Annotated in this window: 21 protein-coding genes; 11 read left to right on the top strand and 10 right to left on the bottom strand. The window is 68.7% G+C overall.

What is annotated here, in order from left to right:
- Positions 1-234: 234 nt before the first annotated feature.
- Positions 235-1,449, bottom strand: coding sequence for a site-specific integrase (locus A5789_RS15740; RefSeq protein WP_064907027.1), 1,215 nt, complete (start codon positions 1,447-1,449; stop codon positions 235-237).
- 65 nt (positions 1,450-1,514) lie between these two features.
- Between A5789_RS15740 and A5789_RS15735 the strand changes: the two genes are divergently transcribed.
- A complete protein-coding gene (locus A5789_RS15735) occupies positions 1,515-1,979 on the top strand; it encodes a GNAT family N-acetyltransferase (RefSeq protein ID WP_197516616.1) in 465 nt (154 codons plus the stop codon).
- 211 nt (positions 1,980-2,190) lie between these two features.
- Positions 2,191-3,609, top strand: coding sequence for a rifampin monooxygenase (gene rox, locus A5789_RS15730; RefSeq protein ID WP_064907069.1), 1,419 nt, complete (start codon positions 2,191-2,193; stop codon positions 3,607-3,609).
- Between the two features lie 13 nt (positions 3,610-3,622).
- Here rox and A5789_RS15725 read toward each other — a convergent pair whose 3' ends face one another.
- Both A5789_RS15725 and A5789_RS15720 read right to left on the bottom strand, forming a co-directional pair.
- Positions 3,623-4,405 (bottom strand): PaaI family thioesterase, encoded by a 783-nt coding sequence (locus A5789_RS15725; RefSeq protein ID WP_064907028.1) that lies wholly within the window; start codon positions 4,403-4,405, stop codon positions 3,623-3,625.
- 85 nt (positions 4,406-4,490) lie between these two features.
- The gene (locus A5789_RS15720; protein ID WP_064907029.1) at positions 4,491-5,252 is read right to left on the bottom strand and encodes an enoyl-CoA hydratase; all 762 of its coding nucleotides are present in this window, start codon (positions 5,250-5,252) and stop codon (positions 4,491-4,493) included.
- A 75-nt stretch (positions 5,253-5,327) separates the two neighbouring features.
- Here A5789_RS15720 and A5789_RS15715 point away from each other — a divergent pair, with 75 nt between their 5' ends.
- A complete protein-coding gene (locus tag A5789_RS15715; RefSeq protein WP_064907030.1) occupies positions 5,328-5,801 on the top strand; it encodes a flavodoxin family protein in 474 nt (157 codons plus the stop codon).
- A gap of 64 nt (positions 5,802-5,865) precedes the next feature.
- Here A5789_RS15715 and A5789_RS15710 read toward each other — a convergent pair whose 3' ends face one another.
- The 3 genes from A5789_RS15710 to A5789_RS15700 are packed head-to-tail and all read right to left on the bottom strand — an operon-like array spanning position 5,866 to position 7,597.
- The gene (locus A5789_RS15710; RefSeq protein ID WP_063018152.1) at positions 5,866-6,444 is read right to left on the bottom strand and encodes a DinB family protein; all 579 of its coding nucleotides are present in this window, start codon (positions 6,442-6,444) and stop codon (positions 5,866-5,868) included.
- A gap of 50 nt (positions 6,445-6,494) precedes the next feature.
- Entirely contained in the window at positions 6,495-7,247 is a 753-nt protein-coding gene (locus tag A5789_RS15705; RefSeq protein ID WP_227462850.1) for a DUF2071 domain-containing protein, read from the bottom strand.
- Between the two features lie 14 nt (positions 7,248-7,261).
- On the bottom strand, positions 7,262-7,597 hold the full coding sequence (locus tag A5789_RS15700) for a metalloregulator ArsR/SmtB family transcription factor (RefSeq protein WP_064907031.1): 336 nt from the start codon (positions 7,595-7,597) through the stop codon (positions 7,262-7,264).
- 558 nt (positions 7,598-8,155) lie between these two features.
- Between A5789_RS15700 and A5789_RS15695 the strand changes: the two genes are divergently transcribed.
- Together A5789_RS15695 and A5789_RS15690 are read left to right on the top strand one after the other, a co-directional pair.
- On the top strand, positions 8,156-9,130 hold the full coding sequence (locus A5789_RS15695; protein WP_064907032.1) for a hypothetical protein: 975 nt from the start codon (positions 8,156-8,158) through the stop codon (positions 9,128-9,130).
- 151 nt (positions 9,131-9,281) lie between these two features.
- Positions 9,282-10,094 carry an SAM-dependent methyltransferase gene (locus tag A5789_RS15690; protein ID WP_197516615.1) on the top strand — a complete coding sequence of 271 codons (813 nt, stop codon included), beginning with the start codon at positions 9,282-9,284 and terminating at the stop codon, positions 10,092-10,094.
- A gap of 26 nt (positions 10,095-10,120) precedes the next feature.
- Here the strand turns inward: A5789_RS15690 and A5789_RS15685 are convergent, their stop codons facing one another.
- Positions 10,121-13,294: a carboxyl transferase domain-containing protein gene (locus A5789_RS15685; RefSeq protein ID WP_064907033.1), complete on the bottom strand. Its 3,174-nt coding sequence runs from the start codon at positions 13,292-13,294 to the stop codon at positions 10,121-10,123.
- Positions 13,295-13,342: 48 nt separating this feature from the next.
- On the opposite strand from A5789_RS15685, the gene A5789_RS15680 reads away from it, so the two are divergent.
- Both A5789_RS15680 and A5789_RS15675 read left to right on the top strand, forming a co-directional pair.
- Positions 13,343-13,972 (top strand): TetR/AcrR family transcriptional regulator, encoded by a 630-nt coding sequence (locus A5789_RS15680; RefSeq protein WP_063910942.1) that lies wholly within the window; start codon positions 13,343-13,345, stop codon positions 13,970-13,972.
- Positions 13,973-14,046: 74 nt separating this feature from the next.
- The gene (locus A5789_RS15675; RefSeq protein WP_064907074.1) at positions 14,047-14,805 is read left to right on the top strand and encodes a MerR family transcriptional regulator; all 759 of its coding nucleotides are present in this window, start codon (positions 14,047-14,049) and stop codon (positions 14,803-14,805) included.
- On the opposite strand, the gene A5789_RS15670 is transcribed toward A5789_RS15675, so the two are convergent.
- The 3 genes from A5789_RS15670 to A5789_RS37865 are packed head-to-tail and all read right to left on the bottom strand — an operon-like array spanning position 14,795 to position 16,458.
- On the bottom strand, positions 14,795-15,748 hold the full coding sequence (locus A5789_RS15670; protein WP_063019002.1) for a DMT family transporter: 954 nt from the start codon (positions 15,746-15,748) through the stop codon (positions 14,795-14,797). The two genes, A5789_RS15675 and A5789_RS15670, sit on opposite strands and share 11 nt — an antisense overlap.
- Positions 15,749-15,781: 33 nt before the next feature.
- Positions 15,782-16,315 carry an NAD(P)H-binding protein gene (locus tag A5789_RS15665; protein ID WP_227462851.1) on the bottom strand — a complete coding sequence of 178 codons (534 nt, stop codon included), beginning with the start codon at positions 16,313-16,315 and terminating at the stop codon, positions 15,782-15,784.
- Positions 16,312-16,458 carry an SDR family oxidoreductase gene (locus A5789_RS37865; RefSeq protein WP_227462852.1) on the bottom strand — a complete coding sequence of 49 codons (147 nt, stop codon included), beginning with the start codon at positions 16,456-16,458 and terminating at the stop codon, positions 16,312-16,314. The genes A5789_RS15665 and A5789_RS37865 overlap by 4 nt, the downstream gene beginning before the upstream one ends.
- 248 nt (positions 16,459-16,706) lie before the next feature.
- Between A5789_RS37865 and A5789_RS15660 the strand changes: the two genes are divergently transcribed.
- From A5789_RS15660 to narI, 4 genes are read left to right on the top strand one after another with little or no spacing between them, the layout of a single operon-like run.
- Positions 16,707-20,402: a nitrate reductase subunit alpha gene (locus A5789_RS15660; RefSeq protein WP_193615507.1), complete on the top strand. Its 3,696-nt coding sequence runs from the start codon at positions 16,707-16,709 to the stop codon at positions 20,400-20,402.
- Positions 20,399-22,057: a nitrate reductase subunit beta gene (gene narH / locus A5789_RS15655; RefSeq protein WP_064907034.1), complete on the top strand. Its 1,659-nt coding sequence runs from the start codon at positions 20,399-20,401 to the stop codon at positions 22,055-22,057. The genes A5789_RS15660 and narH overlap by 4 nt, the downstream gene beginning before the upstream one ends.
- Positions 22,054-22,689, top strand: a complete 636-nt coding sequence (narJ, locus tag A5789_RS15650) for a nitrate reductase molybdenum cofactor assembly chaperone (protein WP_064907035.1) — start codon at positions 22,054-22,056, stop codon at positions 22,687-22,689. The genes narH and narJ overlap by 4 nt, the downstream gene beginning before the upstream one ends.
- Positions 22,686-23,420, top strand: coding sequence for a respiratory nitrate reductase subunit gamma (gene narI, locus A5789_RS15645; RefSeq protein WP_064907036.1), 735 nt, complete (start codon positions 22,686-22,688; stop codon positions 23,418-23,420). The genes narJ and narI overlap by 4 nt, the downstream gene beginning before the upstream one ends.
- The last annotated feature ends 13 nt before the right edge of the window (positions 23,421-23,433 follow it).

The following is a 23,433-nucleotide window of genomic DNA, read 5'->3' as shown; positions in this document are numbered from 1 at the left end:
AAGGTATTGGCCCGCGGCAGGGGGCATAAAATACCTCTTCGCGCAAAGAGGAAATTCGAACGATGCCACTTGCAGTGCAAATCAACGCATTCGTTCTGTCATATCCCCAGGTCATGACGCTGACAGCGCCCCGACCTTGCCAGCGCAAGCCATGAAATGCCGTTTCAGACAACGGGATAGATGTCACAATGGCTGCCGTATTTCCACTTCTGCCGCAGACCGTTCGACTCGGCCTCACAACCCGAGTTTCGTTACCGCGTTGTCCTCCAACGGGTTCGCGGTGCGGATGTAGCCGTGCACGGTGCGCGGATTGGACCAGCGGCCCTGGCGCATGATTTCGCGGTCGCTCGCGCCGCCCAATGCGGCCTGGGTGGCGAATCCGGCGCGCAGCGAATGTCCGGAGAACAGGGCCGGATCGAGTCCCGCCCGTGCGGCATAGCGTTTCACCAGTTCCGCCACCGCCCGCCCGGAAATCGGCTGCGCGCCGATGCCGCCGTGCCGCGACACCGGCGGGAACAGCGGGGCCTGCGGATCGACCCGGGTGGCGCCGGTGAAGCCGTGGCAGCGGTGGATGTCGGTGGCGGCGGTAGTGCGCTCAGTCCAGGACCGCAGATCGTCGGCGCCGCCCTCGGAATGGATGTCGCGCAGGTCGATCCACTCCGCGAAGGCGCACACCGGACACGTCGAGGGTCGTGCCCCACGCGGCAGGGCCACCGATTGGGCGCCCGCGCCGGTCGGATCGGTTTTTGTCGCCGGCAGCCGCACCAGCAGCACGGGCTCGCCCGTGCGGTGATCGACGGTGACCGTCACATCGCCGACGCGTAGTCCGGCGAGTTCGCTACGGCGCAGTGCCCCGGCGAAGCCGACGAGCAGCATCAGCCGGTCTCGGCGGCGGGCCGGCTCGGTGGGCCAGCCCGGGGCCGGCAATCCGTCCAGCAGTTGTTCGAGCGTGTGCAGCAGCACGGGACGCTTACGGTTGGGCACGCTGCGACGGGTGCGGCGAATGCCACGCAGGGTCAGCCGCACCACATCGGATCGGGTCGGGGAGGGCAGGCCGTTGGCGGCATGGACCGCGGCGATGGCGGCGCTCTTGCGTTCCAGTGTGGCCGGCCCGAATGCCCACTCGCCGGACGGTTTTCGCGCATCGGCGGCCGCGGCCAGATATACCGCGACGTCCAGGGCGTCCGCGGGAAGTGCGCACCGCGCCTCGGCCGCACACCACGCCGACCATCCGATCCAGTCGGATCGGTAGGCGCGCACCGTGTTCGGCGACTGTGAAGCCTCCAGATAACGGCCCAGTGCCCCGGCTTGCTCGGTGTCGAAGCGCTCCCGCACCATCCGCAGGGCGACCGTGTCGACGAGCACACTGCGCACACCCCGCCGTAATTCGGTGCGAACCGCCTCCGGCACGGCGATATCGACGACCACGGGATCCGGTGAGACGCTCATCGCGAGACAGGCTACCGGGCAACGACGTTCGCCGCGCCCGCCCGCGCCGGGAAGAATGATCGACCGTGCCGTCCGTGACAGTCGCCGCCGACGATCCCGTCCGAGCCGACGTGCGGGCTCTGGCCGCCCGCCATCTCGCCTTCGCGCGGGCCCATACCCCCGCCGAGGCCGTCTTCGCGCTCGACCAGGGCGGATGGGCCGATCCATTACTCACGCTGGTCACCGCTCGGCGCGACGGTCTGCTGCTGGGTATGGGCGCGGTGCGTGATCTCGGTGGCGGGCACGGGGAACTGAAATCGATGCACACCGTCGACGCGGCGCGCGGGCACGGCGTCGGCGCCGCGATCGTCACGCATCTGCTCGAGCTGGCACGCGCCCGCGGCTGGGCGCGCGTGAGTCTGGAAACCGGTGCGGGCGAAGCGTTTCGGCCTGCGCGGACGCTGTACGAACGGTGCGGGTTCGTGCGGTGCGGCGCGTTCGGCGACTACCTCGACAACGGGACGAGTGTCTTCATGACGCGCGCGGTGTGAGCTGCGGGCGAAGCGGAAGCGCGGGAACAGAAGTAGCCCGGAATCGGATTGCGCGGAGTTCCCCCGAACTCCCTTCCACTATCAATGTATATCGCACAGGGGGTCTTGCGGCAAGGCCGGGGGTGTGCTGCACAATCGTCGAGCCAACGCCATGACCTGCGAAAATCGGCTGTTTCGCGGGCTCGGCCACCACCGTGTCGAATGGGGTTTCATGATTGACGTGATCGTTGCCGGTGCCGGGCCTACCGGTCTGATGCTGGCGTGCGAATTGCGGTTGCACGGCCTGAACCCGGTCGTGCTGGAGAAGGAGACCGAGCCGACGAAGGTTGTCCGCGCGCTGGGCCTGCACGCGCGCAGTATCGAGGTGATGGATCAGCGGGGGCTGCTGGAGCGTTTCCTCGAGCTGGGCACGAAATATCCGGTCGGCGGGTTCTTCGCCGGTATCACGGCACCGCAGCCGGAGCTGGACTCGGCGCACGCGTATGTGCTCGGCATTCCGCAGACGGTCACCGATCGGCTGCTCGCCGAACATGCGGCCGAGATGGGCGTCGACATCCGGCGCGGCTGCGAAGTGGTCGGCGCCACCCAGGATGCGGAGGGTGTGACCGTCGACCTGGCCGACGGCAGCCGGCTGCGCGCACGGTATCTCGTCGGCTGCGACGGCGGACGCAGCACCGTGCGCAAACTCGTGGGGATCGATTTCCCCGGTGAACCGACGCGGGTGGAGACGCTGCTGGGGGAGGTCGAGCTGGACGCGCCGCTGGAGACCGTGACCGCGGTGGTGACCGAGGTCCGCAAGACCCAGCGGCGTTTCGGGGTCGGGCCGTCGGGCAACGGGACGTTCCGCTTCGTGGTGCCGGCCGAGGGGTTGTCCGAGGACCGTACGGTGCCACCGACGATGGAGGAGGTGAAGCGACAGTTGGTGGCCACCGCCGGCACCGACTTCGGCGTGCATTCACCGCGCTGGCTCTCGCGTTTCGGAGACGCGACCCGGCTGGCCGCGCGGTATCGGTCCGGGCAGGTGCTGCTGGCCGGGGATGCCGCGCACGTCCATCCGCCGGTCGGCGGCCAGGGTCTCAACCTCGGCATCCAGGACGCGTTCAATCTGGGGTGGAAGCTCGCCGCCGAAGTCGCCGGCTGGGCGCCCGCCGGGCTGCTGGACAGCTACGAGGCCGAGCGGCACCCGGTCGCCGCCGACGTGCTTGACAACACGCGCGCGCAGATGGAGCTGATATCGCTCGAGCCGGGGCCCCGTGCGGTGCGGCGGCTGCTCACCGAGCTCATCGATATCGAGGAGGTCAACCGGCGGCTGACCGAGAAGATCACCGGCACCGCGATCCGCTACGACTTCGGTGACGGGCACGAACTGCTCGGCCGGCGCCTGCGGGACGTGCGGTTGAAGGACGGACGCCTCTACGAGTTGATGCACGCGGGCCGCGGACTGCTGCTGGATCAGACCGGCCGGCTGTCGGTGGCGGGGTGGGCCGACCGGGTGGATCACGTCGCCGATGTCAGCGACGAATTGGATGTTCCCGCAGTTCTTTTACGGCCGGACGGGCATGTGGCATGGGTCGGCGACGACCAGGACGATCTGCTCGCCCATCTCCCGACCTGGTTCGGCGCGGCCTGATCGGCCGCCGGATCTACGGTCGCGCCGCGACACCGAAGATGCGGGCGGTGGCGATGGTGGCCAGGCGGTCGTCGGCGCCGGTGTCGCGCAGATCGACCCGGCCGACACCGCCCCGCAGCGTCGCGGTGGCCGTCACCGGGCCCACCTTGGCCGGTTGCAGATAACGCAGGCCGAGGAAGCTGAGGCTGTCACCGGGAGCCAGGGACAGCACGGCTTCCTCGGCCGCGACGGCGATGAGGCCGCCGTTGACGCTGCCGGCGGCGTTGAGCACCTCGTCGGTGCGCGGGAGAACGGCCACGCCGGGGCGCGCCCGTTCGCAGCGCAGGCGTTCGGCCAGGGGAGTGGTGAGCCGATCGCGGCCGGCCGGCATGTCGATGCTGAGCGCGCGGGGAAGTTGCAGGTCCGGGTCGGGGGCGACCATGAAGGAGGCGCCGGCCAAGGCCAGCGGTTCGCCGTCGACGGCGAAGTCGATCTCGGCCACGAAGACCGACCGGCCCACCTTCACGGTGCGGCCGATCGCCTCGAGCTGCCCGGCCGCGGGCGCGGGCCGGTAGAGGTTGACGTCGAGTTCCAGGGTCACCGGGACCCGCGGATGCATCACCAGCGACGCCAGCAACCCGGCCACGGTATCGGCCCAGGTGGCGAGAATGGAGGTGCGCAGATGCGCGGTTCCCGGCGCGTGCAGTTCCGGCACGATGGTCGCGGAACCGTGCACCTCGTCACCGGCGCGCCGGGTAGCGAAGCCGAGTTCGAGCAGCACGTGGCGGCGCGGGGACAGTCTGCTTTCGACACTCACGGCATCTCCTCCGGTCCGGTGCGTCCCGGCCGGGCCACACATGAGCGATTTGATTCTACTTCAGCGAGAATCACATTCTCGTCGGCTATCGCGGGGCGCTGATGCGCGCCTTCATCGCGGCGAGCCGGGCGGCGAACTCCTCGGAATCCAGCGAAGCCACCTGGGGCACGATCTCCGCGTCGACGGCCTCGGCATGCGCGTCCAGGGTGCGTGTGTGGCGCATGGTGCGTTTGGTGGTGATCAGCAGATCGCGCGGCGCCTCGGCCGCACCGGCCGCCAATTCGACCGCGGCGGAGAGCAAGTCGTCGTGGTCGCCGAGTACGACACGATGCACCAGGCCCGCACTGTGGGCCGCGTCGGCATCGAGGATCTCGCCGAGCAGCGTCATGGCCGCGGCCTGCTGCGACCCGACGGCGCGCTGCAACATCCAGGTCATGCCGCCGCCCGGATGGATACCCAGCCGCAGGAATCGCGCATCGAACCGAGCGCGCGGTCCGGCGAGGCGCACATCGGCGGCTAGCGCCAGATTCAGGCCCGCGCCGACCGCGGCCCCACCGACGGCCGCGACCGTGGGCAGCGAGCATTCGGCCACAGCGAGGAATCCCGCGTAGATGGCCCGCAAGCCTTCCTCCGCCGCCTCGCCGAGTGCGCTGAGATCGGCGCCCGCGCAGAATGCCGGCGGAGCCCCGGTGATCACCACCGCGTGCACCCCGGCATCGGCTTCCGCCTCCGCGATCGCCGCCGCCAGCTGCTCGGACAGCCCGAGTGTCAACGCATTTCGGCGCTGCGGGTCCGATACCGTCACCACCGCGACCGCATCGCGCTGCTCCACCGTGATCTCCGCCATGGCGTCATCGTAAGGGAGGGCGCGGTCGATACGATCCGGGAATCCGAGTCGAACCGGACGAGCAAGGGAGCCCGCATGAAGGCCGTCATCGTATGTGTCTCGGTATCGCACGGCAAAACTCGGCGGATCGCCGAGGCCATGGGCGAAGTGCTCGGCGCCCGCGTCGTCGGGCCCGAGGAACTCGACACCGCCGAACTCGCCTCCTGCGACCTCGTGGGATTCGGGTCCGGCATCTTCACCATGAACTTCCATCCCCGCTTGCGCGAGCTGATTCGCGCGCTGCCGGCACAGTCCGGTACCAAGGCGTTCGTCTACGCCACCAGCGGTATGCCGGAAACACCCCTGCGCCGCTATACCCGTTCGCTCGCAACGCTTCTCACCCAGCGCGGCTTCACGGTGCTCGACACCTTCACCTGCCGCGGCCTCGATACCTGGCTGCCGATGCGAATCGTCGGCGGAATCAGCAAGGGACATCCCGACGCCGCCGACCTCCACGCTGCACGCACCTTCGCCGAAGGGCTGCGCGACCGCGTCACCGCCGGGCGCTGAAAGCGCCACCTTCGCCCGGGCCCACGCGGCGGCCGGTATGCACCCGCCGCGTGGGGTCCGGGCGTCAGCCCGCGGTCCGGCCGTCCAGTGACTCGCGGATGATGTCGGCGTGCCCGGCGTGCTGCGCGGTCTCGTGAATCAGATGCATCAGCACCCGGCGCACGCTGCGCGCCGCACCCGTCTCGTGCCACGGCGCGTCGGGGAGCGGATGCGTGGCCGCGAGATCGGGCACGGCGGCGATGATCTCCTCCGTGCGCGCGGCGATCTGCTCGTAGCGGGTCAGGATGCCGGCGAGCGTTTCACCGGGCAGCATGACGAAGGTGTTGCGGTGGTCGATGGCCCACTGCGGATACTCCCGCGCGGTGCCGGCGGCGAAGTCCGCCCAGGTGACCCCCTCGGGCAGCTCGTAGGTCATGGCCGAGGGGCCCTCCACGACGAACCGCAGCCAGTTGTCCTCCATCGCCGCGACATGTTTGACCAGCCCGCCCAGCGACAGGGCGCTGACGGTGGGATGCGCGCCGGCCTGCTCGTCGGTCAGCCCGTCGACGGTCCCGCGCAGGGCGCTGCGTGCGGCGGCGAGCTGGGCGAGCAGATCGGCGCGTTCGCCGTCGAGTGCGGACGCCGGGGTGTTCTCGGTGGTCATCGTTGTCCTTTCGGGTCGTTGTCGATTCCGATACCAACGATCGCAGCGAACTAGGTCGGGTTGTGTCCGCTTGTCGCGGGCGGAAGAGATTCGTGGCGTGGCCGCAGGGGCGGAAGAGGGCGCCAGGACACCGGCACCTGGCGCATGAGCAAGGCGCAGTCGAGCACTGCGGTGCCGGGCGGGAACCGGTCCCGGTCGTCGAAGACCGTGGACCGAACCGAGCAGACCTCGACCGGCTCGACGTGCCACGAGTTCGTCTGGAGCTCGAGCCCATCGAGGCATCGACCGCCACGCGTGGCCGAGAATCCGGCAGAGCCATGCCGAAAGAAGTCCGATGCCTGCGCCAGATCGGCGAACAGTTCGCTTCCCTGGAACCGCTCGGCGGTCCGGACATCCACGCTGACGGACAGGGACCCGTCATGACTGGCGAAAGCCACATGCAGGTCCTGCGTCGTCTCCCGCACGTCGAACCGCGCCAGACTGTGCTCACCCGGAAACAGTCGGCCACCGGCAAGGACATTGATCACCGAGCCGCTGTCGCGACGCGAGATGTACACACCGGTCGAGCGTCCCTGCGGACCATCCCACTCAACCGCGACGCGATGTGCCGCGTTCTCGCTGCGCAGCCCGATCCAGCCGGGTAGCCGACTGGGTCGCAACTGCCCGAGGCGGATCAGGCAGATTCCGGCAACCGCCCAGCCGCCGACCAATTGAGGCCGCATCGGCGGCGGCACCAAGCTCGCGGCAGCCTCAGGGGCGACGCGGTAGTTCACCAGAAGGCGTCGCTCGACGACGCTGGACATCTGCGGTGGTCTCATCAGGTTCCCCTGTTCTCGGTGGTTCGGGGTCTGCGCTGTCTGACGATGACCTGCTCCGGGCAGATCGCGCTCAGGAACCTGCCGACACATAAAGCCAGTCGTTCCTCGACAAGCGAGTAGAAGATTCGATTGCCGGCTCGTCGCTCTCGGACGAGCCCGGCTGCCTTGAGTACGCCCAGATGCCGGGAGATCGACGGACCGCTGATCGGAAACTTGGCGGCGATTTCCCCTGCGGTCAACTCGCCGGAGCGCAAGTCCTCGAGGATCTGTCGGCGAGTGGGGTCGGCCAGCGCGCGGAACACCCCGGCTTCCTCTTCAGGCCCGATCTCGGTCATATTTTGACTTTAGCACTATAGCTAAATAGCGAATAACGACAGGATTCCAACCGTCAGATCACATCGTGGTCAGGGTGTTCGGTGAACTGTTTGTTCGCGAGTTCTACCGGGACCCCGCGTGTTTCAGGCGCCGAGTGCAAGCTCTGGGTCAATTGGTACGGCCGTACCACCGAGCGCAGTTTTTGGTGTGTTGCGTTGTAGTTACGTTTAGTTGGATGCGACCAAACGTAAACGTAATAGCCAGAGGAGATTTCAGAGCGAAGTACAGGGCTGACCTCCGATAAGGTTCACTTATCGGAGGTCAGGCAGAACGGAATCCGCTGGCGTTTCCCAGCTTTCGTTTTCGCACCATTCCGTTGGTAATGACGAAACAAACGCTACGATTCCCAGGTGTCGAGCATCTGTAACTACCCGGGCTGTACACGCACCATCACTCGCGGCGGGACTCCGGGACGTCCGTCGGAATATTGCGACCATCCCGAACACACGCGGTGGCGGGCATGGCGGGAGCGTCAGCGTCGTCAGCAGGAGGGTGAGGGGACGAAGACGAACGTCACTGTGACGCAACCGGGTCCGGTGACCGCGGCCCGGTTGCGGGCCGACGAGATGCTCACTCAGTTCCGGACTCTGGCGGACCAGCTGAGCAATACGCTGTCGGTCGCCGTGGCCGAATTGTCGACCCTGGCCGACCCCTCGGTGGCCGAGGCGCAGGTCCAGGCCGTGCAGGCCGATGCCGCGCGGCGCATCGCGGAGGCCGAGGTCGCCACCGTCGCGGCGGAGAAGGCGCGGCGCGAGGCCGAAGACGCCCGCGACGCAGCGGAATCGGCGGCCGAAGACGCCGCCGCGGCCGCCGAGACGGCCGAAGCGCGTATCGCGGAGGCACTCACCGCACGCGACGACGCACTGCGGGAAGTGCAGCGCGTCAGCAAACAGGCGGCCGACGACGTATTCGCCGCACGCACCGAGGCCGACGCCGAGATCCGCGCGGTTCGCGCACAGTGCGCGCACGACGTCGACGAGGCGCGGCGGCAGGCCGCCGAGCAAATCGAATTGGCGCGCACCACGTTCACCGCGGAACTCGAACAGGTGCGTCGCGACAGTGCCCAGCGCATCACCGCCGCCGGCGCCGAACGCGACCTGGCCGTCCAGCGCGCCGCCGACGCCGAACGCGCCATCGAACGCGCCGAATCGGCCGTCGCGGAACGAAACCGGACCCTGGAGGAGACCAAGGCGGAACTGGCCCGCGCCCGCGGCGAGATCGACCGGATGCGAGCGGAGGCGAACGCGGCACGACAGCGTGCCGCCGACGATATCGCCGCCGTGCGCGCCGAAGCCGCCGCGGCCGCAGAACACGTCGCGCAGCAGACCGCGGCCCGGCTCGCGGCGGTCGAGGACGCGCGCCGCCAGACCCTGGCCCGGGCCGAACGGGCCGAGGCGCAACTCGACGCCGAACTGTCGCGGCGGACCGGCACGCGCACCGCGCGGGAGAGCGAATCAGGCACTGGCGCACCAGAAATGGCCGATCCCCGCTGACGTGGTGATCAATCACGCAATCAACCGGCGACAGGCTTGGAAACCACGCCGAGACCGAGTCGATCGTCGGCTTCGGTGGGGGCCGACCGCTATGCTCGACAACTAATCAGCCACGGCTGCGACGGACGTCGTGGGAATCGAGAGGTGACAAGTGAACGACGACGCCATGCGAGCGCGGCAAGCAAGGCCGAGCGTGGCACGGGTATACGACTACATCCTCGGCGGACGGGACAACTACGGAGTCGACCAGAACCTCGCGGACTACTTCATCGACTTCCTGCCCGGTTCCGAACAGGTCGCGATCACCGCTCGCGCGGCCACGCTGCGCGCCGTACGCAGCATGTGCGCCAATGGAATTCGCCAATACATCGATCTGGGATGCGGACTGCCCACCACCGAGAACGTGCACGACGTGGTGCGCCGCCAGCATCCCGACGCGCCGATCGTCTACGTCGACAACGATCCCTTCGTCGTCGCCCACGGCCGCGCGCTGCTGTCGGTCGACGATCGGATCGCGGTGCTGGGTCGCGACCTGTGCCAGGTCTCCGACATCGCCGACCATGCCGATGTCCAGCGGCTGATCAACTTCGACGAACCGGTGGGCCTGCTGTTCGGGGTCGTGCTGGCTTTCGTGGAGGACAACGAGAATCCCGCCGGTGTGGTCGGCGACTGGGCCGCCCGTGTTCCGGCCGGCAGTCAGGTCTACATCTCCCATTTCCGCTCCGGGCACAACCGCGAGACCAACACCACCGAGCGGAAGGTGCTCGACGCCTTCGGGCGCGGTCGCTGGCGCAACGACGACGAGATCGAGGCGCTGTTCGGCGAGCTGGAACTGATCGATCCGGGCCTGCAGCCGTGCGCGCGCTGGTGGCCGCGCTCGGCCGCCGAGGATTCCGGCAGTGGCCGCGAACTCAGCGTGTGGGAGCAACTGATCGTCGCCGGACTGGCCCGCAAATCCGCCTGAGCCGCAACAGGATCGGCACCCGCGCGTCAGCGCAGGGTGCCGATCCAGCGGCGCGTCTGCGCCGGATCGATGACGTCGTCGAGTTCGAGCACCGTCGCGGCGGTGAGTGCCTTCCCGCTCTCGTAGGCGGCGCCGACCAGATTGTCGAATGCGGTGGCCCGCTGCACCGGATCCTCGATCGCCGCGAGTTCCTTCGCGAACCCCAGCCGTACGGCTCCCTCCAGACCCATTCCGCCGATTTCCCCGGTGGGCCACGCGATGACGAACCGCGGGGCGCGAAACGATCCGGCCGCCATCGCCTGCGCACCCAATCCGTAGCCCTTGCGCAGAATGACGGTGCCCCACGGCACCGACATGGCGGCCGCGTCGATGAACAGGCGGCTGAACTTCGTGACGGTGGCATGGGTTTCGGCCTCCGGCCCGACCATGAAACCCGGTGTGTCACACAGCGATACGATGGGCAGTCCGTGTGCGTCGCACAGTCGCAGGAAGGCGCTGAGCTTGTCGGCCGCCGGGGCGTCGATGGCGCCGCCCAGGTGATGGCAGTCGTTGGCGATGAGCCCGAAAGCCCTGCCCTCCACGCGGATCAGCGCGGTGACCACGCCCGCGCCCCAATCGCGGCGTAATTCCAAGACCGAACCGGTGTCGGCGACCGCGGCGACGGCCGCGCGGATGTCGTAGGCGCGCAGCCGGTCCTGCGGCACCACATGGCGGGCCAGCCGCGGGTCCGGCTCCTCCCACGTGTCGAGGGCCCCTTGGAAATATCCGAGGTAGTCACGCGCGATCGCCACCGCCTCGGCCTCGTCGCCCGCGACGATGTGCACCACACCGTTGCGGCGCTGCACCCGCACGGGCCCGATCTCTTCCGGTGCGTAGACCCCCAGGCCACCGCCTTCGATCATCGCGGGCCCGCCCATGCCGATATTGGCGTCCGGCGTGGCGATGACGACATCGCACATGCCGAGCAGCGCGGCATTTCCGGCGAAGCAGCGCCCGGACACGATGCCGATCAGCGGGACCGTGCCCGAGAGGGCGGCCATCGCACGGAAAGTCGTCACGTCCAGGCCCGAGATACCCGAGTGATCGGTGTCGCCGGGCCGTCCGCCGCCGCCCTCGGTGAAAAACACCACCGGAAGTCGTTGTTCGCGGGCCAGTTCCAGCATGCGGTCGGTCTTGGCGTGATTGCGCATGCCCTGGGTACCGGCCAGCACCGTGTAGTCGTAGGACATCACCACCGCCCGGGCGCGGTCGTGACCGAATCGTCCGGCGTTGACGGTCGCCACGCCCGCGACGAGCCCGTCGGCCGGCGTATTCGCGATGAGATCCTCGATACTGCGCCGGGAACGCTGCGCCGCCACCGCCAGCGCCCCGTATTCGACGAAACTGTCGTCGTCGACCAGATCGGCGATGTTCTCGCGGGCGGTGCGACGCCCCAGCCGGTGTCGCTTGGCCACCGCCTCCGGGCGTGCGTCGTCGAGTCCGGCACGGTGGCGGGCCCGCACCTCCGCGAGATCCTCGCGTTCGGCGTCGAGGTCCACGGCGGTGAGGTCGGCGTGTTCGCCGTCGTGGTCCGCGTCGTCCCACACCAGCAGTGCCGCATGCGGATCCACCACCGTCGCGGGTTCGGCCAGCACCCGCACCACTCGCAACGACTGTCCGGCGCGGACCACGTGATGCATCTTCATCGCCTCCACGACGGCGACCTCGGCGCCCGCGGCCACCACCGTGCCCGGTTCGACCACGCTGATCACCGTGCCACCCAGGGGTGAGCGCAAGACTTGCTCGCCGTCGTCGAACTGCTCCGCCGGGGCCGGGGCACCGGCCGCGGGCGGTGTCGGCGGGGGAGCCGATTCCTCGGCCCGGCGCGCCAATTCGGCGCTGTGGCGTTCGAACCACAGCGTGTCGACCGTGGTGTCGCCGGGCAAGGCGTCGAGGATGGCGCGCTGCAGGGCGACCGTAGTGTCGACGCCGTCGATCGTGGTTTCGGCCAGCGCGTCGGCGGCGCGCCGCAGCGCCGCCGGACAGGTCGGTCCGCGGGCGATGATCTTGGCCAGCAGTGAATCGAAGCCGGCGCCCTGACGCATCCCGCTGTAGGCGGCGGTGTCGACGCGCACACCGGATCCGGTCGGGGGAGTGAACCGGGTGAGCACGCCGGTGCTGGGCAGCACATCGCCTGTCGCGCTGAGAATTTCGGCATTGACACGCACCTGCACCGCATATCCGCGGGAGGCGTGCGACAGCGCGAGATCGTCCAGTGTGTGGCCCTGAGCGAGGTCGAACTGTACGGCCACCAGATCCAGGCCCGTCACCTCCTCGGTGACGGTGTGCTCGACCTGCAGCCGCGGATTGACCTCGAGGAACCACGCGGTGTCGCCGCGCACCAGGAATTCGACCGTGATCACGCCACGACAACCGACCGTCTCGGCCAGCCGTACCGCCTCGGCATGCAGGCGCTCGCGCATATCCGGCGCGAGCGAGGGCGCGGGCGCGATCTCGATCAATTTCTGGCGGCGCCGCTGCACGCTGCAATCGCGATCGCCGACCGCGACCCCGCGCGAACCGTCGGCGACGATCTGCACCTCGATGTGGCGGGCGTGTTCGACCAACGCCTCGGCGTAGACGGTGTCGTCACCGAAACCCGCGCGAGCCTCGGCGCGGCAGTGTGCGTAGGCCTGCGCCAGTTCCTCGCGACGGCGCACCACGCGCATCCCGCGTCCGCCGCCACCGGCCGTCGCCTTGATCATCACACCCTCGGGGTGAGCGAGGAGCAGGGCCTCGATCTGCTCGGGTCCGGCGGCGCCGGCGGTCGCGGGCAGCACTGCGACACCGGCCTGTTCCGCGGCACGCCGGGCCGCCACCTTGTCGCCGAAGGTCCGCAGCACCTCCGGAGCCGGCCCGGCGAACACCAGTCCCGCTGCCGCGCATGCGGCGGCGAAATCGGCGCTCTCGCTGAGGAATCCGTAGCCCGGATGTACCAGCGCGCCCGGCCCCGCACTGCCGGCGGCCGCGACGACGGCGTCGATGTCGAGGTAGGCCGCGGCGCCCGAGCCCGGCAACCGGACCGCCTCGTCGGCCAGCCACACCGGCATCGCGTCCGGCTCGTCCGCCGTCGACAACGCCCACGTGCCGTAGCCGCGCTCTCGCGCTGTACGCAACACACGGACCGCCACTTCACCTCGGTTCGCCACCACCACCTGCATGCCGCCAGTCTGATTGACATTGACGTCAACGTCAATATGCTGGACGGTATGACCTCGTCGTGGAGTGTGCGAGCGGCCCGGGAGCGCTCGGATACCGACCGGCATCGGGCCCTGCTCGATGCCGCGGCCGACGTTTTCATCGAACGCGGCTACGCGGCGACGACGGTGGCCGCGATCACCGCCCGGGCCGGTGTCTCCCGCGCGACGCTGTATGTCTACTTCGCCTCGAAGGACGAGATCTTCCACGCGCTCGCCACCCGGGTTCGCGACGAATTCCTCGCCGCCCAGGAACCCGAACTGGCCGATTCCGATCCGCGAGAGATGTTGCGCGCCACCATAGAATCGTTCGCCGAGGCGGTCCTGCACGCCGGCCCGCTGCTGCGGTTGATCGAAGAGCGCGGCGCCGTCGACCCCGAGATCGGCGAGCTGGCCGCCGAAATCTCCGAACGTCCGATCCGCCGCTTCGCCCGCTACCTGGACCGGGAACACCGTGCCGGGACCGTCACCCCCGCGGCGCCGGTTCGCGTGGTCGCCGAAACAGTCGGCTATGCGCTGACCAGCGGCATGCTCGCCCGCCGGGCCGATCCGGCGCCCGAACGCGCCCGGTATCTCGCCGAGATGCGGCAGATCGCCGAAACCCTGCTCGGGCTGCGCCCGGCCGCCGAATTTTCGGCTTGACCTTCACGTTACGGCAACTTCTACCGTCGAAGACGAGGCCGGAGCGACCGGCCTCAGGACAGATGGGAAGCACCATGAGCTGGTCGATCGCGGAGGTGGCGAAGATGTCGGGAGTCACCGCCCGCACCTTGCGCCACTACGACGACATCGGTCTGCTCACCCCGGCTCATGTGGGCAGCAACGGCTATCGCTACTACGACGAGCAGAGTCTGTTGCGGCTGCAGCAAATCCTCGTGCTGTGCGAGCTGGGGCTCGGTCTCGCCGAGATCGCCGAGGCGGTCGACTCCGAACCGGACACGCTGGCGGCGCTCAAACGCCAGTACGCCCGGCTGCTCGCCGAACGCGACCGGCTGGGACGGATGGCCGAGACCGTGGCGCGCACCATCGCCGAACTCGAAGGGAACAAGGAGATGTCAGTGCAGATCAACCGCCCGGAAAATCTGTTCGCGGGCTTCGATCACACGCAGTACGACGACGAGGCCAGGGAGCGCTGGCCCGAACAGTTCGAGCAGTCGCGGCAGGCGACCGCCGATATGACCGCCGAGGACGTCGAGCGCATGCAGCGGGAACTGACCGCCGCGATGATCCGGATGGCCGAATTCATGGCCGCCGGAACACCGGTCGAGGATGCGGCGATACAGGCCGAAATCCACGCTCAGTACGAGGGGATCCGCCGTTTCTGGACCCCGAACCGGAGCGCGTACACCTGCCTCGGCCAGATGTATGTCGACGACGAACGGTTCAAGGCGAACTACGAGCGGATCGCGTCCGGATTGGCCGAATACCAGCGCGACGCCATGGCTGTCTACGCCGAGCAGCGGCTTACCGACTGATCGGTGTAGATACGGCCGCCTCGCCGCGGCGCACGATGAGCACGCCGGTGAGGACCAGCACGCCGCCGAGCAACTGGGCGGGGTGCGGGGCCTCACCGAGCAGTGCCCACGCGACGATCAGGGCCGCCACCACTTCGAGCAGCCCCGTGAACGCCGCCGCCCGGGAGCCGAGCAGGCGGGTGGCGGCGATGCCGGCGACGTAGGCGAGGGCAGCGGTCACGGTGCCGAGGATCGCGATCGGCAGCCACCACGGCATCGTGACACCCTGATACACAACGGGATTCGCGGTGGCTCGCAGCGGAAGGACGCCCGTCGCTCCGGCGGCGAGCAGTCCGAGTCCGCCGACGAGCAGCCCACCGGTGGCCAGGACGGTTCCCGGCAAGGTGCCGTGGCCGTGCGCCGAGAGCAGGAAGTACACCACCCCGCAGGCCATGGCCAGCAGCGCCCAGCAGATGCCGATCCAGTCGGTGGCCGCGCCCGACCGCAGATCGATCACGAAGAACAACCCGGTGAGGCCGAGGAAAGCCCCGGCCACCGTCGGCCCGGCCGGACGTTGCCGGCGACGCAGCCACAACCAACCGACCACCGCGATCGGCGAGGTGTACTGGATCAGCAACGCCATCCCCACCGCCAGACGCGATACGGCGGTGAAATACGCCAGCTGCACTCCGGCGATCGCCACCAGCCCGTAGCCGAGGATCAGAGCCGCGTTGCCGCGCACCGACTTCCAGTTGTTGCGCAGTTCGACGGCCGCGATCGGTACGAGTGCCGCGGCGCCGACCAGGACGCGCACGATCACCACCGCCGCGGAACTCCAGCCGGCGTTCATCAGGCCGCGCGCCAAGGGGCCCGAGAGTGCGAACGACACCGCCGACACCACCGCGCACCCCGTGCCCGAACCCAGCCGGTCCCCGGCGGTGACCTCGGGCGCGATCCTCGACATGCCCGAGAACGCTAGGCCGGGCGGCGTCGGCTGTCACATGGTTTTGCGCGGGGTGGTCGCGGCCACCAATTCGGCCACCGCGTCGGCGACAGGAGTGCTGCCGCCGGTGAGCTCGACGATGACCCGGTTCAGTGCCGGCTCGTGCAGAGCCGCGTCGATGAAGGCGGCGACGTCGTCGCGGGAGACCGAACCGTATTCGATGGCCAGGCCGGCGGTGACGGTGCCGGACCCCGGATCGTCGAGCAGCGTTCCCGGACGCACGATGAGCCAGTCCAGCGCGGTGTGGGTCAGATGGACGTCCGCGGACTTCTTCACCCGCATGTAGTGCTCGAACCCTTCCGAGGTTTCGCGGTCGCGCCCGGCATCGGGGAATACCGACACCAGCACGAAGCGCGATACGCCCGCCTGCGCGGCGGCCGCGGCGGCCTTCTCCAGTCCGGCGCCGTCGATGGCGGTGGTCTTGTCGGGGCCGGTGCCGTGCGAGCCCGCGGAGAACACCACCGCGTCGTGCCCGGCGATCTCGGCCGCCAATTCCTCCACCGTGTCGTGGATCAGATCGCCGGTCACCGGCGTCGCCCCGGTCGCCGCGACGGTCTCGGCCCCTGTTCGGGATTGCGATGCATACCGGTGACCTGGTCACCGCGGTCCGCGAGCCGTTGCGCGAGGCGGCGGCCCACGCCGCCCGCCGCGCCGATCTGGAATACCTTCACGAGCGATCACCTCTCTGTCGGCGAGTGCGGTCCACTGCCGATTGTGGACTCCGCGCCGAAACGTCCCGCGCCCGGGTGCGCGATGGCGCGGCATGCTGGGTGATCGCTGCTCGTCACCGATTTCGACTCCGTATCCGTTGTCGCCGAAATACGACGATTGCCAATGATTCGCGATTACGGTGCCAGTGTTCGTGTGACGGGGTGAGGCGATCGCGCGGGACGCCGCGATCCGGGCGAGAGGCGGGCAGATGGCACGTACCGCACGCGGGGACGGCGCGGCCCTGGATTCCGAAGTGACGGCGGCGCTGATTCGCAGTAGGCGGTTCTTCACCCGCGCCACCGTCTCCGCGGATCTGCGTACCGAATACGTGCGCGGCGGCCGCCAGGCCGACGAGTTCTATCGCGAACGCTGGGCCCACGACAAGGTGGTGCGCTCCACGCACGGCGTCAACTGCACCGGATCCTGTTCGTGGAAGGTGTATGTCAAGGACGGCATCATCACCTGGGAAACCCAGGCCACCGACTATCCGTCCGTCGGTCCCGACCGCCCCGAGTACGAGCCCCGCGGCTGCCCGCGCGGTGCGGCGTTCTCCTGGTACACCTATTCACCCACCCGCATCCGCTACCCGTACATCCGCGGTGTGCTGCTCGAAATGTATCGAGAAGCCAAGGCGCGCACCGGCGATCCGGTCACCGCCTGGGAATCGATCGTCTCCGACCCGGAGGCGGCGCGGCGCTACAAGAGCGCCCGCGGTCGCGGCGGACTGGTCCGCGCCGGCTGGGAGGAGGCGGTCGAGTTGGTGGCCGCCGCCCATGTGCACACCATCAAAAGCTTCGGACCCGACCGGGTCGCGGGATTTTCGCCGATTCCCGCGATGTCGATGGTGTCGTTCGCGGCCGGTTCGCGGTTCATCTCGCTGATCGGCGGGTCGATGCTGTCGTTCTACGACTTCTACGCCGATCTGCCCGTCGCCTCCCCGCAGGTCTTCGGCGACCAGACCGATGTGCCCGAGTCCGGAGACTGGTGGGACGCGGGCTACCTCATGATGTGGGGTTCGAACGTCCCGGTGACCCGCACCCCGGATGCGCACTGGATGACCGAGGCGCGCTATCGCGGCCAGAAGGTGATCGCGATCGCGCCCGACTACGCCGACAACGTCAAATTCGCCGACGAATGGCTCGCCCCGCATCCGGGCACCGACGCCGCGCTGGCCATGGCGATGGGCCATGTGATCCTGCGGGAGTTCTTCGTCGACCGGCAGGTGCCGTATTTCGAGGACTACGTGCGCCGGTTCACCGATCTGCCGTTCCTGGTGCGACTGGAGGAACGCGACGGCGTGCACCGCCCCGGCAAATTCCTCACCGCCGCCGATCTCGACGACTTCGCCCGCACCGAACACGCCGAATTCAAGACCGTCCTGCTGGACCGGCAGGGAAATCCGGTGGTGCCCAACGGATCTCTCGGATTCCGCTACGGCGCCGAAGGTGCCGGACGCTGGAATCTGGAGTTGGGCGGTGTGGAGCCGGCGCTGTCGGCCGCCGGCGACAGGGCGGTGGTGGTGGAACTGCCTCGCTTCGACACCGCCGACGGCGCCGCCGCCGTCGTGCGACGAGGCGTTCCGGTGCGCGCGGTCGGCGGCCATCTCGTCACCACGGTGTTCGATCTGATGCTGGCCCGCTACGGCGTGCGGCGCGAGGGCCTGCCCGGGGAGTGGCCCACCGGCTACGACGACGCCGCCCATCCCGGAACACCGGCGTGGCAGGAGACGATCACCGGGGTGCCGGCCGACGCCGCGGCTCGCATCGGCCGCGAATTCGCCGCGAATGCCGAACAGACCCAGGGCCGTTCGATGATCATCCTCGGCGCCGGCACCAACCACTGGTTCCACTCCGACACCATGTATCGCACCTTCCTGGCGCTCACCACACTGACCGGCTGCCAGGGGCGCAACGGGGGCGGCTGGGCGCACTACGTGGGCCAGGAGAAGTGCCGGCCCGTCACGGGCTGGGCGACGGTGGCCAACGCGACCGACTGGACTCGCCCGCCGCGGCACATGAACCAGACCGTCTACTGGTACCTGCACACCGATCAGTTCCGCTACGACCCGTTCGCCGCCGACACCCTCACCACGACCACCGGTCCGGGCGATCTGTCCGGGCGTAGCACCGCCGACCTCATCGCGCAGGCGGCCCGCATGGGCTGGACACCGTCCTATCCGACCTTCGACCGCAACCCCCTCGATCTGGCCGACGAGGCCGAACGAGCGGGCCGCGCACCCGCGGACCATATCGTCGACCAATTGACCTCGGGCAAACTGCGATTCGCCTGCGAGGATCCCGACGCTCCGGCGAACTTCCCGCGCGTGCTGTCGATCTGGCGATCCAATCTGCTCGGCTCCTCCGCCAAGGGCAACGAATATTTTCTGCGTCATCTGCTCGGTGCGGACGCCTCGCTGCGCGCCGCGCAAGCCCCGCCGGAGGCGCGCCCGCGCGACGTGGTGTGGCACGAGCAGGCACCGGCCGGGAAACTGGATCTGCTGCTGACCCTTGATTTCCGGATGACCAGCACCACCATGTACTCCGATGTGGTGCTGCCGGCCGCGACCTGGTACGAGAAATACGATCTGTCCTCCACCGATATGCACCCGTTCGTGCATTCGTTCAGCCCGGCGATCGCACCGCCGTGGCAGACCCGCACCGACTGGGACGCCTTCCTGAGCATCGGCGCCGAATTCAGCCGCCTGGCGCGGCGCCACCTCGGGGTGCGCACCGATATCGTCGCGACACCCCTGCTGCACGACACCCCCGACGAACTCGCCACCCCGCGCGGTGCGGTGCGGGACTGGAAAACCGGTGCGTGCCAACCCGTTCCGGGTCTGACGATGCCGCGACTGACCGTCGTCGAACGCGACTACGGGGCGGTGCGCGCGAAAATGGGCGCGCTGGGGCCGCTGGTCGACCGGCTCGGCGCGGCCACCAAAGGCGTCACCTTCGACGTGGGCCAGGAGGTGTCGGACCTGGCGGCGCGCAACGGCATCGTGCGCGGCGGACCGGCCGCCGGGCGCCCCAGCCTCGAACGCGATATCGACGCCTGCGAGGCGATCCTGGCGTTGTCCGGCACCACCAACGGACGGCTCGCGGTGCAGGGCTTTCACACCCTCGAGCAGCGCACCGGGACCCCGCTGGCCGATCTGGCCGCCGAACACGCGGGCAAGCGCATCACCTTCGCCGACACCCAGGTCGCGCCGGTGCCGGTGATCACCTCACCGGAATGGTCGGGATCCGAAAGCGGCGGGCGGCGATATTCGCCGTTCACCGTCAATGTCGAACGCGCGAAACCGTGGCACACCCTCACCGGACGCCAGCATTTCTATCTCGATCACGACTGGATGGCCGAGGTCGGCGAGCAAATGCCGGTCTTCCGGCCGCCGCTGGACATGTCGGCCCTGTTCGATGAACCCGGACTGGGGGAGCAGGGAGAGCGCGGATTGTCGCTGCGTTATCTGACTCCCCATTCGAAGTGGTCCATTCACTCCGAATATCAGGACAACCTGTTGATGCTGAGCCTGTCGCGCGGCGGTCCGACGATCTGGATCTCCGATCGCGACGCGGCGAAACTCGGTGTGCGCGACAACGAATGGATCGAGGCGGTCAACCGCAACGGCGTCGTGGTGGCCCGCGCCGTCGTCTCGCATCGCATGCCGGAAGGCACGGTCTACATGCATCACGCGCAGGACCGATTGATCGATGTACCGCTGGCCGAAACTTCCGGCAAGCGTGGCGGCATCCACAATTCGCTCACCCGGCTGCTGATCAAGCCCACCCATCTCATCGGCGGCTATGCGCAATTGTCCTTCGCGTTCAACTATCTCGGCCCGACCGGCAATCAACGCGACGAGGTGACCGTGATCCGCCGCCGCGGCCAGGAGGTGACCTACCGATGAGGCCCATGGCGCAACTGGCGATGGTGATGAATCTCGACAAATGCATCGGCTGCCACACCTGCTCGGTGACCTGCAAACAAACCTGGACCAACCGTGCCGGAGTCGAATACGTCTGGTTCAACAACGTGGAAACCCGCCCGGGACAGGGGTATCCGCGCGCCTACGAGAATCAGAGCCGCTGGAAGGGAGGCTGGGTTCTCGACCGCAAGGGCCGGTTGCGGCTGCGGCGCGGCGGCCGCATGCGGACACTGTTCACGATCTTCGACAATCCGACCCTGCCCGAACTGTCCGACTACTACGAGCCGTGGACCTACGACTACGACACGCTGACCACCGCTCCGTTGCAACGCCATCCGCCGGTGGCGCGGCCGCGTTCGCTGATCACCGGCCGCGATACCGCCATCACCTGGTCGGCCAACTGGGACGACAATCTGGCCGGCGCCCCCGAACTCGCGGCGGCCGACCCGCTGCTGGAAAAGGTCGGCGACAAGGTCAGATTCGAGTTCGAGCAGACCTTCATGTTCTATCTGCCGCGCATCTGCGAACACTGCCTCAACCCGGCTTGTATGGCGGCCTGTCCGTCGGGGGCGATCTACAAGCGCGCCGAGGACGGCATCGTGCTGGTCGATCAGGACCGCTGCCGCGGCTGGCGCATGTGCGTGTCGGGATGCCCGTACAAGAAGGTGTATTTCAACCACCGCACCGGCAAGGCGGAGAAGTGCACCTTCTGTTTCCCGCGGCTCGAGGTCGGCCTGCCGACGGTGTGCGCGGAAACCTGTGTGGGGCGGCTGCGCTATATCGGCGTGCTGCTCTACGACGCCGATACCGTCACCGATATCGCGGCCACCCCCGACGAACGCGACCTGTACGCCGCACAACGCGACGCCTTTCTCGATCCGTTCGATCCGCAGGTGATCGCGGCATGTGAACGCGCCGGAATTCCGCGCGACTGGGTGCAGGCCGCGCAACGTTCCCCGGTGTATGCGCTGATCCGCGCCTATCGGGTCGCGCTGCCGCTGCATCCGGAATACCGCACGGTGCCGATGGTCTGGTACATCCCGCCGCTGTCGCCGGTGGTGGACGCGCTGCGCGATACCGGCCACGACGCCGAGGACCACGGCAACCTCTTCGCGGCGATCGAGGCCTTGCGCATCCCGGTCGACTATCTGGCGCAGCTGTTCACCGCGGGCGACACCGCGCCGGTCGAGGCGGTCCTGCGGCGCATGGCCGCGATGCGCAGCTATATGCGCGATATCAACCTCGGCCGTCCGCCGCGCCCGGAGATCGCCGCCGCCGTCGACATGTCCGAGGAACAGCTCTACGACATGTATCGGCTGCTGGCGCTCGCGAAATACGAGCAGCGCTACGTCATTCCCACGGCGCATGCCGAACAGGCACACGGCCTCGAGGAACTGGCCACCGAATGCGATCTGGACCGCGACGGCGGCCCGGGAATGGGCGGCTGGGGTCCCTTCGGCGAGAGCTCCGGCGGCCCGACACCCGTTGCGGTGGAGAACTTCCGCATGTTGCAGGACCGCCAGACCGCCGACGCGCCCACCTCCGAACCGACCCGGGTCAACCTGCTCAACTGGGACGGACGCGGGCGGCCGGAAGGCCTGTTACCGCGGCGCCGAGGCGGGAGGCACCGCACATGACCCGCACGACGACACGCTGCGCGGCGTGGCAGATCCAATCGCTGCTGCTCGGCTATCCCGATGCGGCGCTGCTGGATTCGCTGCCGCTGCTCACCCGGGCCACGGCGGCGCTGCCGGTGGCAGTCGGCGCACCCGTGCGTCCGCTGCTGTCCCACCTCGCGAGTACTCCGCCGATGTTGCTGGGCGGCGAATACGTCGACACCTTCGACCACCGCAAACGGTTCAGTCCCTATCTCACCTATTTCTCCCACGGCGACACCCGTAAACGGGGGATGGCGTTGCTGCGCCTCAAGCAGCTCTACCGCCGCGCCGGGTGGCAACTCGACGACGCGGAACTTCCCGACCATCTGGCGGTCGTACTCGAATTCGCCGCCACCGAACCGGAAGCCGGCCTGCGGGTACTCACCGACCATCGCGCCGGTGTGGAGGTGATGCGAGCAGCCCTGCGCGAGTACGGATCCCCCTGGGCCGGGGTCCTGGATTCGGTCTCGGCCACCCTGCCGCCGCTGCGTGGCAGCGACAGCGAGGTCGTCGCCCGGCTCATCGCCGCCGGCCCGCCCGGTGAGGAGGTCGGCACCGAACCGTTCGCACCGCCCACCTACATGCCGACGCCGATCGGAGGCCGCCGATGACCGTGAGCGCGACCGATGTGCTGCTGTGGGTGGCGGTGCCGTACGCGGCGCTGGCGATCTGCGTGGTGGGGCTGATCTGGCGCTACCGCTACGACAAATTCGGCTGGACCACCCGCTCCTCGCAGCTGTACGAGAACCGGCTGCTGCGGCTGGGCAGCCCGCTGTTCCACTACGGCATCGTGTTCGTCTTTCTCGGTCACGTCCTGGGTCTGGTGATCCCGCAGTCGTGGACCGAGGCGGTCGGTATCGGCGAAAACGCCTATCACATCGTGTCGTTCAGCCTCGGCTCCGTCGCCGGCATCGCGACCGTGGCCGGGCTGGCCATCCTGATCTACCGTCGCCGCACCGTCGGTTCGGTGTTCTCCGCGACCACCCGCAACGACAAGATCATGTACGTGCTGCTGGGCCTGACTCTGGTGCTCGGGCTCGCCGCCACCGTCTACGGCAATGCGACCGGCGATCCGCACAACTACCGCACCGACGTCTCGCCGTGGTTCCGGTCGCTGTTCTACCTCGATCCGCACCCCGAACTGATGGCCGCGGCGCCGCTGGGCTTCCAGCTGCACGCCCTCTCGGCCTGTGCGTTGTTCGCGTTCTGGCCGTTCAGCCGGCTCGTCCACGTGTTCTCGGCGCCCGTCGGCTATCTGACGCGGCCCTATCTGGTGTATCGCAGTCGGGACGTGTCGCTCGGGGCGCACCGGCCGCCGCGCGGCTGGGAACGAGTGCAGTAGCGTGCCGGAGTGC

The sequence above is a fragment of the Nocardia sp. 852002-51101_SCH5132738 genome (assembly GCF_001665695.1).
Classification (GTDB): Bacteria; Actinomycetota; Actinomycetes; order Mycobacteriales; family Mycobacteriaceae; genus Nocardia; species Nocardia nova.
This window is presented reverse-complemented; position numbering and strand designations above follow the sequence as displayed.

Bases quoted from the DNA above. Each gene is read 5' to 3' on its own strand.
- A5789_RS15705 (WP_227462850.1), bottom strand. From the start codon at position 7,247: ATGTCCAGCGTCGTCGAGCGACGCCTTCTGGTGAACTACCGCGTCGCC.
- A5789_RS15710 (WP_063018152.1), bottom strand. From the start codon at position 6,444: ATGACCACCGAGAACACCCCGGCGTCCGCACTCGACGGCGAACGCGCC.
- A5789_RS15740 (WP_064907027.1), bottom strand. From the start codon at position 1,449: ATGAGCGTCTCACCGGATCCCGTGGTCGTCGATATCGCCGTGCCGGAG.
- narH (WP_064907034.1), top strand. From the start codon at position 20,399: ATGAGGCCCATGGCGCAACTGGCGATGGTGATGAATCTCGACAAATGC.
- rox (WP_064907069.1), top strand. From the start codon at position 2,191: ATGATTGACGTGATCGTTGCCGGTGCCGGGCCTACCGGTCTGATGCTG.
- A5789_RS15685 (WP_064907033.1), bottom strand. From the start codon at position 13,294: ATGCAGGTGGTGGTGGCGAACCGAGGTGAAGTGGCGGTCCGTGTGTTG.
- narJ (WP_064907035.1), top strand. From the start codon at position 22,054: ATGACCCGCACGACGACACGCTGCGCGGCGTGGCAGATCCAATCGCTG.
- A5789_RS15670 (WP_063019002.1), bottom strand. From the start codon at position 15,748: ATGTCGAGGATCGCGCCCGAGGTCACCGCCGGGGACCGGCTGGGTTCG.
- A5789_RS15700 (WP_064907031.1), bottom strand. From the start codon at position 7,597: ATGACCGAGATCGGGCCTGAAGAGGAAGCCGGGGTGTTCCGCGCGCTG.
- A5789_RS15715 (WP_064907030.1), top strand. From the start codon at position 5,328: ATGAAGGCCGTCATCGTATGTGTCTCGGTATCGCACGGCAAAACTCGG.
- A5789_RS15680 (WP_063910942.1), top strand. From the start codon at position 13,343: ATGACCTCGTCGTGGAGTGTGCGAGCGGCCCGGGAGCGCTCGGATACC.
- A5789_RS15675 (WP_064907074.1), top strand. From the start codon at position 14,047: ATGAGCTGGTCGATCGCGGAGGTGGCGAAGATGTCGGGAGTCACCGCC.
- A5789_RS15720 (WP_064907029.1), bottom strand. From the start codon at position 5,252: ATGGCGGAGATCACGGTGGAGCAGCGCGATGCGGTCGCGGTGGTGACG.
- A5789_RS15660 (WP_193615507.1), top strand. From the start codon at position 16,707: ATGGCACGTACCGCACGCGGGGACGGCGCGGCCCTGGATTCCGAAGTG.
- narI (WP_064907036.1), top strand. From the start codon at position 22,686: ATGACCGTGAGCGCGACCGATGTGCTGCTGTGGGTGGCGGTGCCGTAC.